The organism is Endozoicomonas sp. (assembly GCF_965196975.1).
Taxonomy (GTDB): domain Bacteria; phylum Pseudomonadota; class Gammaproteobacteria; order Pseudomonadales; family Endozoicomonadaceae; genus Endozoicomonas.
Genome location: NZ_OZ239981.1, coordinates 1,471,552 through 1,485,186 on the forward strand (window position 1 = coordinate 1,471,552; position 13,635 = coordinate 1,485,186).

Annotated in this window: 10 protein-coding genes and 1 riboswitch; of the genes, 6 read left to right on the forward strand and 4 right to left on the reverse strand. The window is 45.3% G+C overall.

What is annotated here, in order from left to right; translation table 11 throughout:
- Window positions 1-64: 64 nt before the first annotated feature.
- The 5 genes from guaB (at window position 65) to ACOCLE_RS06410 (ending at window position 9,242) form a co-directional block, all read left to right on the forward strand.
- Complete coding sequence (guaB, locus tag ACOCLE_RS06390) at window positions 65-1,534, forward strand: IMP dehydrogenase (RefSeq protein ID WP_419536001.1); 1,470 nt, start codon at window positions 65-67, stop codon at window positions 1,532-1,534.
- Between the two features lie 129 nt (window positions 1,535-1,663).
- Entirely contained in the window at window positions 1,664-3,241 is a 1,578-nt protein-coding gene (gene guaA / locus ACOCLE_RS06395; RefSeq protein WP_419536002.1) for a glutamine-hydrolyzing GMP synthase, read from the forward strand.
- A gap of 144 nt (window positions 3,242-3,385) precedes the next feature.
- Window positions 3,386-3,556, forward strand: a riboswitch (Lysine riboswitch).
- Between the two features lie 135 nt (window positions 3,557-3,691).
- On the forward strand, window positions 3,692-5,284 hold the full coding sequence (locus ACOCLE_RS06400; RefSeq protein ID WP_419536003.1) for a Na+/H+ antiporter NhaC family protein: 1,593 nt from the start codon (window positions 3,692-3,694) through the stop codon (window positions 5,282-5,284).
- Between the two features lie 71 nt (window positions 5,285-5,355).
- On the forward strand, window positions 5,356-5,784 hold the full coding sequence (locus ACOCLE_RS06405) for a CesT family type III secretion system chaperone (protein ID WP_419536004.1): 429 nt from the start codon (window positions 5,356-5,358) through the stop codon (window positions 5,782-5,784).
- 56 nt (window positions 5,785-5,840) lie between these two features.
- Entirely contained in the window at window positions 5,841-9,242 is a 3,402-nt protein-coding gene (locus ACOCLE_RS06410; RefSeq protein ID WP_419536005.1) for a DUF4135 domain-containing protein, read from the forward strand.
- Window position 9,243: 1 nt separating this feature from the next.
- On the opposite strand, the gene ACOCLE_RS06415 is transcribed toward ACOCLE_RS06410, so the two are convergent.
- Genes ACOCLE_RS06415 through sctD form a run of 4 tightly spaced genes read right to left on the reverse strand, consistent with a single transcriptional unit; the run spans window position 9,244 to window position 11,600 of the window.
- Window positions 9,244-9,618, reverse strand: a complete 375-nt coding sequence (locus ACOCLE_RS06415; RefSeq protein WP_419536006.1) for a tetratricopeptide repeat protein — start codon at window positions 9,616-9,618, stop codon at window positions 9,244-9,246.
- Between the two features lie 29 nt (window positions 9,619-9,647).
- Window positions 9,648-9,917, reverse strand: a complete 270-nt coding sequence (locus tag ACOCLE_RS06420) for an EscF/YscF/HrpA family type III secretion system needle major subunit (RefSeq protein ID WP_419536007.1) — start codon at window positions 9,915-9,917, stop codon at window positions 9,648-9,650.
- 14 nt (window positions 9,918-9,931) lie between these two features.
- On the reverse strand, window positions 9,932-10,192 hold the full coding sequence (locus ACOCLE_RS06425) for an EscE/YscE/SsaE family type III secretion system needle protein co-chaperone (RefSeq protein WP_419536008.1): 261 nt from the start codon (window positions 10,190-10,192) through the stop codon (window positions 9,932-9,934).
- Window positions 10,167-11,600: a type III secretion system inner membrane ring subunit SctD gene (gene sctD, locus ACOCLE_RS06430; protein WP_419536009.1), complete on the reverse strand. Its 1,434-nt coding sequence runs from the start codon at window positions 11,598-11,600 to the stop codon at window positions 10,167-10,169. The genes ACOCLE_RS06425 and sctD overlap by 26 nt, the downstream gene beginning before the upstream one ends.
- Before the next feature lie 307 nt (window positions 11,601-11,907).
- Here sctD and ACOCLE_RS06435 point away from each other — a divergent pair, with 307 nt between their 5' ends.
- On the forward strand, window positions 11,908-13,608 hold the full coding sequence (locus ACOCLE_RS06435) for an AMP-binding protein (RefSeq protein ID WP_419536010.1): 1,701 nt from the start codon (window positions 11,908-11,910) through the stop codon (window positions 13,606-13,608).
- Window positions 13,609-13,635: the final 27 nt, after the last annotated feature.

Sequence of the window (13,635 nt, forward strand, 5' to 3'; positions counted from 1 at the left end):
CTGAAGTTGAAATATAGGGTATACTTGTCCGAATTTTTTTCCCATAAACTCTTGGTAACAGGCAATGCTGAGAATTGCACAAGATGCACTCACCTTCGATGATGTCCTCCTCCTGCCCGGCTACTCCGAAGTCCTCCCCAAAGATGTCTCCCTGAAAACGAAACTGACCCGCGGTATCGAGCTGAATATTCCGCTGATTTCTGCGGCGATGGATACCGTTACCGAAGCGTCTCTGGCTATTGCCATGGCACAGGAAGGCGGAATCGGGATTATTCACAAGAATATGACGCCCGAGCAGCAGGCCGCTGAAGTTCGCAAGGTTAAGAAGCACGAAAGTGGTGTGGTCAAAGACCCGATTACCATTGATGCCAGTGCGACCGTCAGAGATCTTCTGGAGTTGACCTCCAGACATAATATCTCCGGTGTTCCCGTGCTTTCTGGTAACGATCTAGTGGGTATTGTTACCAGTCGTGACGTTCGGTTTGTCTCCAATCTGGATAAGGCCGTTTCCGAAATTATGACCCAGAAAGACCGTTTGGTGACGGTTAAGGAAGGTACGGATCCGGAAACCGTTCGCAAGTTGTTGCACAAGCACCGTATCGAAAAAGTGCTGGTGGTTGATGATCAGTTTAATCTCACCGGTATGATGACGGTTAAGGACATCAAAAAGGCTCAGCAGTACCCGAATGCATCGAAAGACGGTCAGGGACAGTTGAGAGTCGGTGCAGCGGTCGGTACGGGTGCTGAAACACCTGAACGTGTTGCTGCTCTGGTGGCTGCTGGTGTTGATGTCATTATCGTGGATACTGCTCATGGCCATTCCCGTGGTGTTATTGAGCGAGTGAAGTGGGTAAAGGAAAACTACCCTCAGGTTCAGGTGATTGGCGGTAATATTGCGACGGCTGAGGCTGGCAAGGCCCTGGTCGAAGCGGGTGCTGATGGTGTTAAAGTGGGTATTGGCCCTGGCTCTATCTGTACTACCCGTATTGTCACCGGCATTGGTGTTCCTCAGATCAGTGCGGTAGCCAATGTGGTCGAAGCGCTGAAAGATACCGGGGTTCCTGTTATTGCTGACGGCGGCATCCGTTTTTCAGGTGACCTGGCAAAAGCAATTGTTGCGGGTGCCAGCACGGTTATGCTGGGCAGTATGCTGGCCGGCACGGAAGAAGCGCCCGGAGAAGTAGAGCTCTATCAGGGGCGTAGCTACAAAGCTTATCGTGGTATGGGTTCTCTTGGAGCAATGTCGCAGGTTTCCGGTTCCAGTGACCGTTATTTCCAGAGTGCCGAAGAGGGGGCTGAAAAGCTGGTTCCTGAAGGTATCGAAGGCCGTGTACCTTACAAGGGCCCCCTCCATGCCATCATCCACCAGATGGTGGGTGGCTTGCGTGCCGCAATGGGCTACACCGGCTCTCCTGATATGGAAACCATGCGTACCCGGCCACAGTTTGTTCGCGTGACCAATGCGGGTATGGCTGAATCCCATGTGCATGATGTGACGATCACTAAAGAAGCCCCTAACTACCGTGTTGGTTAAGACAGCTTCATAGCGATGTTATTGTTGAAACTTACAGCCGGGCAGAAATGATAACACTTCTGGCCGGCTGCTTACTTTCAGCAGGGTTAAGTTTCCTTGCTCTGCTGATACAGGACTTAGAGATTAATCATGTCCCAGGATATCCATTCAGACCGCATTCTGATTCTTGATTTTGGTTCGCAGTACACTCAGCTTATCGCTCGTAGAATTCGTGAGATTGGCGTTTATTGTGAGCTTCATCCTTACGATATGGATGATGCAGCTATTAGGGAATTCAACCCGAAAGCAATAATTTTGTCCGGTGGCCCTGAATCCGTTACCGGTGATAACTCTCCAAGAGCTGCTGATATTGTTTTTGAACTCGGTGTTCCAGTACTGGGTATCTGTTATGGTATGCAGACCATGGCAGAGCAGATGGGTGGTAAGGTGAGTACCTCTGATCTGCGTGAGTTTGGCTATGCCCAGGTTCAGCTGGAAGAGAAAGTACGCCTTTTTGATGGTATCGAAGATCATGTCTGTGAAGGTGGCCATCTTACCCTGGATGTCTGGATGAGCCATGGTGATAAAGTGACTGCAATACCTGATGGCTTTGTGGTTGCTGCTTCTACTGGCTCTTGCCCGATTGCTGCAATGGCTTGTGAAGAAAAGCAGTATTACGGAGTTCAGTTCCACCCTGAAGTGACGCATACGACCCAGGGGTTACGAATTCTAGAACGTTTTGTGGTTGATATTGCCGGGTGTCAGAAACTGTGGACTCCAGGCAAGATCATCGATGACGCTATTGCCCGTGTTCGTGAGCAGGTGGGTGACCAGAAGGTGTTGCTGGGACTGTCCGGTGGCGTTGATTCCAGTGTCGTAGCGGCTCTATTGCATAAGGCAATTGGGGATCAGCTGGTCTGTGTCTTTGTTGACAACGGTCTGCTTCGTCTCAATGAGGGTGATCAGGTCATGGCCATGTTTGCAGAAAACATGGGGGTTCGGGTTATTCGAGCGGATTCTGAAGACTTATTCCTCAATCGCCTTAAAGGTGTTCAGGACCCTGAAGACAAACGCAAAATAATTGGTAACACCTTTATTGAGGTGTTTGATGAGCACGCCAGTGCTCTGGATAACATCGCATTTCTTGCCCAGGGAACCATCTATCCGGATGTAATTGAGTCTGCGGGTTCATCAACTGGTAAAGCGCATGTTATCAAGTCGCACCACAATGTGGGTGGCTTGCCAGAAGACATGAAAATGGAGCTGGTTGAGCCACTTCGTGAGCTGTTCAAGGATGAGGTTCGTACCATTGGCCTTGAGTTGGGATTGCCATATGACATGGTTTACCGCCATCCATTCCCGGGGCCTGGTCTTGGTGTTCGTATCCTTGGTGAAGTCAAGAAAGAGTACGCGGACATTCTGCGTCAGGCAGACGCTATCTTCATTGAAGAGTTGCGTAGATCCGGTTGGTATCATAATACCAGTCAGGCATTTGCCGTATTTCTGCCAGTTAAGTCTGTTGGTGTCGTCGGAGATGGGCGTCGTTATGAGTACGTTATTGCTCTTAGAGCGGTTGAAACCATTGACTTTATGACCGCCCGTTGGGCTCACTTGCCATATGAACTGCTGGAAAAAGTCTCAAATCGAATCATCAATGAAATTGAGCATGTTTCAAGGGTGACCTATGATGTATCCAGTAAGCCACCGGCTACGATTGAGTGGGAGTGATACGGTTATTACTAAATGTAATGCCTGATTCCTGTTCTTATATTTGCTTTGGGTATTTATATCGGGAGCAATGGTGCATAATGCGCCCATTCAGGGGTGATGTAGTGGGCTTGTTCTTGCTACGTTCCTGCCTGTGATCCTCTTTCCCTAGTTAGAGGCGCGCTGTTTATCAGTAAATCGGAATAGGGTGACACCCGCAGTCCGATTGAAAGGAAATGGCGCCGAAGTGAGTCTGGTGGTCGACCAGCTTCACTGGTAGTGCATCGAAGAGGTGTACTACTGTCACAGTTTTTACTGTGGAGAGCTAACGGGTACCAGAGAGCACTGAGGTCTACTCTTTATGTGCTTCCTCGATGTACGCTTGCCTCCTGATCTAATGACAAATGGTTCACCCACCCTAATAAGCAATGGAATAACAGGCGTGTGTGATCAAAAAACGAGATCAGTTTTATGGAATTAACCAGTTTCAGTGATTCGTCGTTATCTTTATTGGCTCCAGCTATCGCGATTATTCTGGCAGTAATAACTCGAAAAGTATTGTGGTCTCTGGGGGCTGGTATTGTCACCGGTGCTTTGCTTCTTACCGGCTTGAACCCGCTTATAACCATTCACCGTATTTTTGATGGCTTTGTTGGCGTATTTTGGGATGAGGGGCTTAATTTAAGCAATATCTATATTCTGCTCTTTTTGCTGGTACTGGGTATTATCACCAGTCTGATCAGTATTTCCGGTGGAGCCAGAGCTTTTGGCGAGTGGGCTCGTCAACGCGTTAAGACCCGTCAGGGTTCACAGGTGCTGACGGTTTTTCTCGGTGTTATCATCTTTATTGATGATTATTTCAACAGCCTCGCCGTGGGTAGTATTAGTAAGCCGCTCACTGATCGGCACAAGGTTTCAAGAGCCAAGCTTGCTTATTTGATTGATTCAACCGCTGCCCCTATCTGCGTAATTACACCAATTTCAAGCTGGGGTGCTTATATCATAGCTTTGGTGGGTACTATTATGGCGACCCATGGTGTTGGCGGTGAAAGCCCTGTCTTTTCATTCCTGGGCATGGTTCCTATGAATCTTTATGCCATTTTTGCTTTGGCGCTAGTCTTCTGTACCGCAGCCATGGATCTCAATGTTGGCCCAATGGCTAAGCACGAGAACGCAGCACTTTCCGGCAGTCTTTTTGATGCTAATAAGGGGAACCCTCCGGGAGCACCGGCTCTTGAAGAAGATAAGAATGGCCGAGTTGCTGACCTTGTTGCACCGATTCTGGTGCTGGTTCTGGCTACTCTGACAGCCATGATATGGACAGGTTATTCCGCACTGGCCGCTGATAATCAGGTATTTTCTATTCTTGGCGCCTTTGAGAATACTGATGTTACTTTATCGTTGATCAGCGGTGGGTTGATTGGGCTCTTGTTTGCAATAGTTCGGCTGTTGAGCCGCAATATTGCTGGAGAAATTTGGAGTAAGGCTCTAATTGAAGGCAGCAAGTCTATGTTGCCAGCCATTTATATCCTTGTATTTGCATGGGTTTTGACGGGGATAATCGGTCAGCTTGAGACCGGGAAATATCTGGCCAGCCTGGTTAGTGGCAATATTTCCCCCAGTTTCCTGCCCATGATTCTGTTTATTGTCTCCGGTGTGATGGCGTTTGCTACCGGAACCAGCTGGGGAACCTTTGGTATTATGTTGCCGATAGCCGGAGATATGGCAGCAGCAGCGGATATTGCTATGATGCTGCCTATGCTGGCCTCTGTTTTAGCTGGTGCTGTATTTGGAGATCACTGTTCTCCGATTTCTGACACCACTATTCTTTCGTCTACTGGGGCTTCCTGTCACCATATGGATCATGTTAATACGCAGCTTCCGTATGCCCTTAGCATAGCGGCTGTAGCGATGTTCGGATACTTGGTAATGGGAATCAGCCACTCTATTTCAGCGGGCTTTGTTGCATCACTTGTTGCCTTTATCGGTCTTGTCGTCCTATTTAGAAGACTCTCTGAAAAGTCTCGCTCATTGGCGCCAGCTTCTGGACATCTGGCCAAGTAATAAAGCTACACTAAGCTTAAGGGAAGGCAAGGAGGCCTTCTTTGTTTGTTCATAATGGGAGCATGGATGCCATGAGCTTTGAAAACCTGATGAATGCCTTTGCCACTCGTCAGCAGCTTGGACCGCTTGAATTCAATAATAACCAGTTCTTATTGACTATTGATAACCGCATGGAAATCGCTTGCTTTCAAGCGAATGGGCAGTTTTACGTTTATGGTGTTGTCGCCAAGCTTCCAGAGGATGACGCTAAGCGTGCCGAGCTATTGACTTCTTTATTGGAAAAAAATCTGGCTCTTCTTGCTACTGAGCGTGTTTCACTTTGTATTGATTCCGACGAGAATGCTCTAGCAATTTTTCTTTCAAGCCCTCTTAAAGATCTTAATCTCGGCCGTATTGAAGAGTGCATCGAAACACTGAGTAATAACTTTGAGCTTTTTCTTCAGTGGGCGGGGCAAAGCGCGCCTCCACCACCGACTCCTTCCATGATGCTGATGCCCTAATAGAAAGCACCTTAAGTTCGATATATAAGATATATCAATAGACAGAATGACTCGATATGTCTTTAAGAAAACAGCGGTCAGTTAATACTTCAATTTTTGGCTGTCTGGTGGGAAGTGCTGAGGGTGCTTACTTCAATGGACTTCGAAGGGCGAACGACGGTTTTTTAAAGGCCATTATTCGTTATAGCCGTTTTAAAGAAATCCATATTTTTTCTCCGTTGGCGCTTCTGCCTGGTTTGCAATTAAGCTGGTCTGGCTATTTAGAGCACTATGGCAGCGGCAAGGTCGTTCATTTCTTACCAGCGCATGAACTCAGTGACTATTTCTCAAAAGTGAACTATCAGGTCTTTCATCAAGGGGACCCCTGGATTGGTCATCTTTCTGCATTGCGCGATCAATATTGCCAGAAACCATTTCCTATCACTGGGCGGGCTCATACTTTAAGCACAGATTCCCATCTTTCGAGATCCCGGGATTTGCTTCTGTCGCCACTAAAGAGTTGCGATGCAGTTTTATGCAGTAGTAAAGCTCAAAAAAAGGTAATGAAACGCTTGCTCTCTGCGGCAAGCTCAAGTATTTCAGATCATATTGGTGTTGCTATTCCATACAAAGGCAGCATCTTAAGGTTGCCTCTAGGGGTTGAGCCTGATGAGTATTTTACTGGAAATATGGAAGAAGCGCGGAACCAGCTCAATTGTGATCCTGAGGATTTTGTGATTTTGACGCTGGGTCGAATTGCTCCAGCGGACAAGATGGATCTTCATCCATTACTGTTGGTGTTGAATGATCTGACAGAAGGGTTTGGGCACAGAAATATTAAGTGGATTATTGCTGGTGCTGGGGATGCAGCTAGCCCTGCGGTTCAGTCTTTACTCAAACAGGCTTACGATTTGAATCTGGAAGGTTGTATTCGTTTTGATTTAGAGGTTAGTGATGAGCGAAAGCATCAGTGGCTGGCAGCCTGCGATGTTGTGTTGTCACTGTCAGATAATATTCAGGAAAGCTTTGGGCTGGTGCCTCTGGAGGGGATGATAAATGGAAAGGCTGTAGTTATTTCCAATTGGAATGGCTACTCAGAGCTGGTTGAGGATGGTAAGAGTGGCTATTTAATCGATACGATGTCTACGGATGTTGATCACCTTGCTCGTCCTTTGGGGGCATTGTTGACAGAACATGCCCATTTGCTTCAGTCCCAGGGAGCCTCTGTTGACTTGGACAGGTGTTCAGAAGTTTTGAATCAGTTGATTTTGGATGCTCAGCTTCGTGAAAAAATTGGAAAAGAGGGAAGGGATAGGGTGTACAGGTATTATCGATGGGAGTCCATCGTTGATGATTATCACCACCTCGTGGATGCCTTAAATAAGGAAGCGGATCAGATCTCAAGACTGGCTAATCGGCCTGTTGGGCTTCCTTATCATCAAATATTTGAGCATTACCCGGCTAAACAGTTACGTGAGTCCGATTGTTTTAAGACTACGGATCGTGGAGTAAGAATACTGACAAGGTCCGAGCAATATTTTCATTATGATGAAATGGGTTCATTTTTAAATCCAGAATTAATCGATCAGTTAGCCAGGTTTTGTTTGTCTGGTCGCTCTGTTGATGAAATATCAGCGAAATTCTCTGATGAGCGAATGCTTCTGCTAACGGTTATTTGGATGTGTAAGTATCAATTATTGTATCAAATTGACTGCATGCCCATGGTATCTGCTGGTCGTCAGAGACATTGGTGGCCTGAAGAAATGCGGTTGCCATCTGAAGTTATGAGCCATATGGATTTTGCTGAGCCCCGCCGGTTCAGGCTTTTGGAGCCTATACTTTTCTGGCTGGATGAGATGCTGGTTCAATATCATAACCAGCCAGCGAATTTAGAGCTTAGGCTCAGTTTGCTGAAGACGCTTGCTTCAACAATGGATGAGCAACTGCTTCAGTCTATTGGTTGGATTGGCCAGCAGAGAGAAAATCATCAGTATGCAGATATTATGGATTACATTGTTGAGCAGGGAGGGCTTCAATTTCTTAGCACGAGATTTCCTCTGTGGTATCGACTAAATCGACTGAGAATTATTCATACACTAAGAGACTATAAAAAACTCTTTGAAAGGTTTGATCGAGATCTTGTTGATATTAATCAGCTATTTTCTGATCACTGGGATAAGCCAGCTCAGAAAATTGCCAGTTTATATTTTCCATTAAGTACCTCTTCTACAGTGGTTGCAATTATTGAGTGCGATAATGGGCAAAAGGTGGTTTATAAAAATAGAGACCTGAGTATTGAGCATCAAATTATCGGTGATATCAAAGATCGGAGTAATATTGCTGGCAAAATTAACCAGTGGCTGGAAGAGGGTATTGAGCTAGCTACTATTAAGGTCTTGCCTAGGCGCTTTGATGGTGCTTATGGTTTCTGTGAATTTGTTAATTCCAGTACGGATGACGTGTTGGATGATAATCTGGCGACACATTACTACCAGAGTCTGGGTGTTATTGCTGGATTGGCAATACTGCTGGGGTTAGGTGACCTTCATCATAGAAACATTATATCCAGTAAGGGGAAGCCTTACATCGTCGACGTTAAAACCGCTTTCTGCCCCAGCATTATTCGTGCTTATGAGTCAGAGCTAAATGATCCGATGAAGGGATTTGCAGGAGAAGATAACAGTTTTAAGAAAACGGGTCTTCAAAGCCTTTGGGAGCTTTTTCACTTTAATAGTTATACGGCATGCGTTTTCCAGTTGGCTAATGGTGAGCTGGTTGAAAGTCCTCCAGTCAAAGAAAATCTGGTATTGAATAATTGGATCCGTATTGGTCAAAGGCACTCACTGGATGATGTTCAACCTTGCCTTGGGAGGCATTATGATAATGAGGTTGAAAAAGGTATTGTCTCCGTATTTACAGCTGTGATAACTCATCATGATGAGTGGTGCGAGCTTTTGAATGCATGTAAAGGAATGCCAGTATGCTATCTCCAGAGATACGATCGTCAATTTTTATGGAAACAGATGGTTGATTTATGGACATTTGACGGCTTTCAAGAGTTTTCAGGTCAGCGCCTCAGGAACTATTTTACAAGAACCATTCGTAGGTTGTGTCAGGGGGGAGAGGAGATTCAGCGATGGGTTGAACCGCGCTGGCAGGAGCCGGTGGCATTGCTGTCGGATACTTTGCTTGAGGGGTTGCTTTCAGGTACTGTCACTGAGTTCAGACAAGAGATTGGAAGTGCTGCCGTTTTTGCCCAGAGACACTATGGCGGGTCTAAACGAATTGTAGTAGATGATTACTTTGCAGTTGACACGCTAGCTAAGTCTCTAGAGTTGCTGAAAGCGATCGTTGATGAGCCAGAGAAGGCAGAGCGTTTCCTGATTTTCTTTACGGCAATTGTTAAACAGTGGCAGCTGGAAAAGATGGTGCCTGGGAAAGGTCTACCAGAAGCCTTAAAAGAAAGGCTCCCAGATTAGTTTATTTGCCGTGAATATTCGCTAACAGCTCTTTTGCCATAATAGAAGGTTCTGACTCTTTAGATGAAAGTAAAGGCTTGAGATAATCCTCACTTTCCTTGTTGCGACCTGCAAACATCAGGGCCAGTCCAAGAAATGCTTTGATAGTTGGGTCTTCAGGGTGCTTTGAAAGCCCTTCTTTGTGAAGTATATCGATAGCTTCCTGGTGGCGCTTTCGATTCATAAACTCAAGAGCAAAACCAATCGTGCTAAGTGGGCTATCAGGCCTTGCTGCTTCAATACCATTGAATATCCCAAAGGCATGTTTAGGGAGGCCTGTGCCACTGGCCATAAAGCCGATGTCAGCCAGGGACTTTAAAAGTTTATCATCAATCATTGCCAGTTATCTCCATCCATGGATTGTATTTAGAGTTTTTGAATTATGCTCTGTATCGTATCTTTTATTGATTTAACGATACTGGAGCGAAGGCCTTCAACAATCATGTATTTGTTGAACTCAACCTGAAACTCCACCATATCCTTGGTGCTATTTGGATCCATATTGGCAACACGGGTTTTTAAGGCTGCATCCAGTGCTTCTGCCTGACTACCAAATGTTTCAGAGACTCTGTCAAAGCTGAAACTGGTGCTCCCAGGCTGATTGTAATTTGGGTTATAGGTATCCTGATATGCCATGGCTGAGTTCCTTCTCAGGCTTTTGATTGACCGTGATGCTGCTTCCAGCTCTTGTCGACAACCTCCATAGCCGCTACGACTGCTGTCAGTAGGCTGTCAATCTTTGAAAAATCTTCTGGAGCAGCGCCTTGATCCTTTAAACCTTTGAGGCGAGTGGCTTCAGAAAATAGTTGACCAAGCAGCTGATCCCGATAGGTACCGGTTTTGTCATCGATCAATTGCTCTTCGATTGTCGATAGATGAATTTTTTCATCGTTTGTTGTTTTGTCCGTCACGGTTCCCTCCAAGACGGTATTTGATTCTGTCAGTTCCGTTAGTTAATAAAAGATACTCAAGGTTAATATCTTCAATTATATACCCATTGGAGAGTTTTGCTCCTATTAGGTATTTGGAACCATCTATCAGTATGACATAAGGCACCTTGCCCATGCTGATACCACGAATATTTAGTGATAATGGTGATTGGCTATTGGTTAGCGTGCCTCCTGAATATTTGGTTGCTAGTTCGATGGATGGTTTATTGGCGTATTTTTTTTGAAATTTTGTTACAACGGTTTGAAGGTCATAAACTTGTCCTTCGTCCAATAAATGACCTTTTAAAATAATTGTCTGGTCTCGAACGACTACATGAATTCTGGGGATAAGCCCTTTTTCTCGAAGCATGGACTTGAGGGTGTTTACTCTGCCTATCTGGTTTTCTACCTGATCAACTACTGAGACAAGCCCATAAATTTCCTGCTTAAGCATCCTAATGATTTTTTCAAGCTCATCAGAGGTCGCAACGTAACCAATCAATACAAGGGACCCTGGTGTGTTATCCAGTTCAAGCTCCAGTTCGTTGTATCCCCGGTTTCGCAGCAGCATTTCTGCATTATCTCGCATTTCATTCATTACCACTATTTGCGAGTTAAAAGGAATGCCTTGCTTTCTGAGGAGTTTTTGAAGTTCAAGCTTATCTTGAAGGGTTTGTGTATAGCCGGAAACCAGCAGTGCTTTGTCAGGCAGTTGTTTGAGGGTTATGTCTTTGAGTCCGAGCTTGTTCTTTACTGTTGTAGATATTTCAAGAATGCCGGGGATTCTGGTTACTTTTTGGACTCGTGTATCTGTGTTTGAAACTATGAGGCTTAAAATAGCTATGACTAAAACAAGTGCTATTGGGATTGCTGCAAGCCATTTTTTATTAATATTGCTTGAAAAGGGTTCTTCGTCGAACTCATCATCATCTTCACCAAGCTCGAGATCATCTGATATTTCTTCGCCAAAGTCTGTTGCTGATAATTCTGTTTCGTTAGCTTCAGGAAGCTGCTCATTATCATCATTTGGGACAGTATTACTTCTGGTTGGTGGGCTTGCATCGGGCAGTGTTAGTTCAGGCCAATCTGCGTCTGAAGGACCTAATGCCATAAAAAGATTGTTAGATGCCACAATATCAAAATGTTTGTAGCTAATATTGGAGCCAGCAGGCCCACCATTTAGATATAGCGGCGTGTCTGCAGTACTGGATTGAATTTTTATCTGCCCATCATCAAAGATCTCTATGATAAGCTCAATGTCATTCAGGCTTTCATCGGTAAGAATCAGGTCGCAGCTATCATTCTTGCCTAAGGAGTAGCGCCCTGGCTCAAGAGGAATCTCAGCACCAATGTGATTGCCAGAAAGTATTTTGAGATAAAATTCAGTCATTAGATACCCCCTGCCAGTTTGTGGCAGAAAGTAATGTGACAGAGCTTATAATCGCTAAAATTGCCAACATCCTGTTGATTCTGTCCGTGGTAGTAGCTGGTGTCATTTGACTTGTTGACTGCCAGCGAAATTATAATCCTTAAAAAACAGATTAAGGTAAAAAAAACGTCATTGCCAGACATTGCATGATAATTATTCGGCAAATTCGTCACTTATTAGATGCCTATCGATAAAATGTTGGGTAGAATCGCTTAAAAAGGCAAAATAGCCCTGATAACAATAACCATAAAATAAGAGGCGTAGTGCTATGGATGCATCGTTCTGGGATGGTAAAAGACCTGCTGGTGTTGGGAATGTTATTAATCCTGACGAATATTCCAGTGCATTATCCGTGATCAATGCTTTTTTGAATGAAAATAGCTCCCGCCCAGCGTTTACAGGTATTGGCCATACACTCTCCTATGAGGATATTGATCTTCAGAGTAGGCAGTTTGCGGCTTATCTACAGAAAAATACCGACCTGAAGCCGGGGGATCGAATCGCGATCCAGATGCCCAACCTTTTGCAGTACCCAGTTGTCGTTTATGGAGCGTTGAGAGCCGGTTTGGTCATTGTTAATACTAATCCGCTTTATACCGCACGGGAAATGCTGCATCAGTTTAAGGATTCGGGGGCAAAAGCACTGGTATTTCTTGAAAACTTTGGGCATCTCGTAGAGGAGGTTGTTGGTCAGACAGAAATACAACACCTTTTTGTTACTCGGCTTGCGGATATGCTTCCAGCGCCAAAGCGGCAGGTTGTTAATTTTTTGGTCAAACATGTAAAAAAGATGGTACCGAAATATGCATTGCCTGGAGCTGTCCCTCTCCTTAATGCTCTTAGGTCGGTGAGCGCCTCTGATTATAAGCCTGTTCCAGAAGGAAAACTGTCGGATCCGGCAGTGCTTCAATATACAGGTGGTACTACCGGTGTAGCGAAGGGGGCTATCTTGACCAATAGAAATTTGATAGCAAATATGCTTCAGTCCAAAGAAATGCTGTCTCAAGTGGATGACCAAGGACAGAGAATTTTAAAAGCGGGTCAGGAAATTCTTATAGCTCCTTTGCCTCTTTATCACATATATGCCTTCACTGTTCATTTGATGTGTATGCCTTTTATGGGTAACCACAGCATTTTGATTGCTAACCCGAGGGATACTAATACGTTCATCAAGTTCATCAAACCGTGGCGTTTTACTGCCTTTATTGGTTTGAACACTTTGTTTGCCAGTTTGTTGAACCATCCCCGTTTTAAAGAATGTGACCTTTCGGGTCTTAAGCTGACACTTTCGGGAGGTACGGCCCTTCAGGAGGCAACAGCACAAAGGTGGCATAAAGAAACAGGGTGTATCATCTCTGAGGCTTATGGCTTGACTGAGTGTTCACCAGCTGTATGTATGAATCCAGCCGGTGACTTGTCGCAGCCAGGAACTGCGGGTTTGCCAATACCTTCTACAGAGCTGAAGACTATAGATGATAATGGTGATGAGACAGCGGTAGGTGAGCCAGGTGAGCTTTGTGTGCGGGGGCCGCAAGTTATGCCTGGATACTGGCAGCGTGCTGAGGCTTCAGCTGAGGTGCTAAGTACAGATGGGTGGCTGAAGACGGGTGATGTGGCTGTGATTCAGGAAGACGGCTTTGTTCGGATTGTTGATCGCCTTAAGGATATGATTCTGGTTTCCGGTTTTAATGTATATCCTAATGAAATTGAGGATGTTGTATCTGGCCATCCAAAGGTTGCTAACTGTGCAGTTATTGGTGTTCCTGATGAAAGCTCGGGAGAGAAGGTCAAGCTGTTTGTCATCAAGTCTGATGCCAGTCTTACGGCGGAAGAGTTATTAAACTGGTGTCGTGATTATCTGACAGCGTACAAAGTACCAAAAGTATGTGAGTTTCGTGATGAGCTGCCCATGACTCCTGTTGGAAAAATCTTGCGAAAAGACCTTAGGCAGGAGGAGGGAATAGCTTGACTTTTTATGTTGGAAAACTCATGCCGA

Excerpts from the sequence above, each read along its gene's own strand:
- guaB (WP_419536001.1), top strand. The coding sequence starts at position 65 with ATGCTGAGAATTGCACAAGATGCACTCACCTTCGATGATGTCCTCCTC.
- guaA (WP_419536002.1), top strand. The coding sequence starts at position 1,664 with ATGTCCCAGGATATCCATTCAGACCGCATTCTGATTCTTGATTTTGGT.
- ACOCLE_RS06400 (WP_419536003.1), top strand. The coding sequence starts at position 3,692 with ATGGAATTAACCAGTTTCAGTGATTCGTCGTTATCTTTATTGGCTCCA.
- ACOCLE_RS06405 (WP_419536004.1), top strand. The coding sequence starts at position 5,356 with ATGAGCTTTGAAAACCTGATGAATGCCTTTGCCACTCGTCAGCAGCTT.
- ACOCLE_RS06410 (WP_419536005.1), top strand. The coding sequence starts at position 5,841 with ATGTCTTTAAGAAAACAGCGGTCAGTTAATACTTCAATTTTTGGCTGT.
- ACOCLE_RS06415 (WP_419536006.1), bottom strand. The coding sequence starts at position 9,618 with ATGATTGATGATAAACTTTTAAAGTCCCTGGCTGACATCGGCTTTATG.
- ACOCLE_RS06420 (WP_419536007.1), bottom strand. The coding sequence starts at position 9,917 with ATGGCATATCAGGATACCTATAACCCAAATTACAATCAGCCTGGGAGC.
- sctD (WP_419536009.1), bottom strand. The coding sequence starts at position 11,600 with ATGACTGAATTTTATCTCAAAATACTTTCTGGCAATCACATTGGTGCT.
- ACOCLE_RS06435 (WP_419536010.1), top strand. The coding sequence starts at position 11,908 with ATGGATGCATCGTTCTGGGATGGTAAAAGACCTGCTGGTGTTGGGAAT.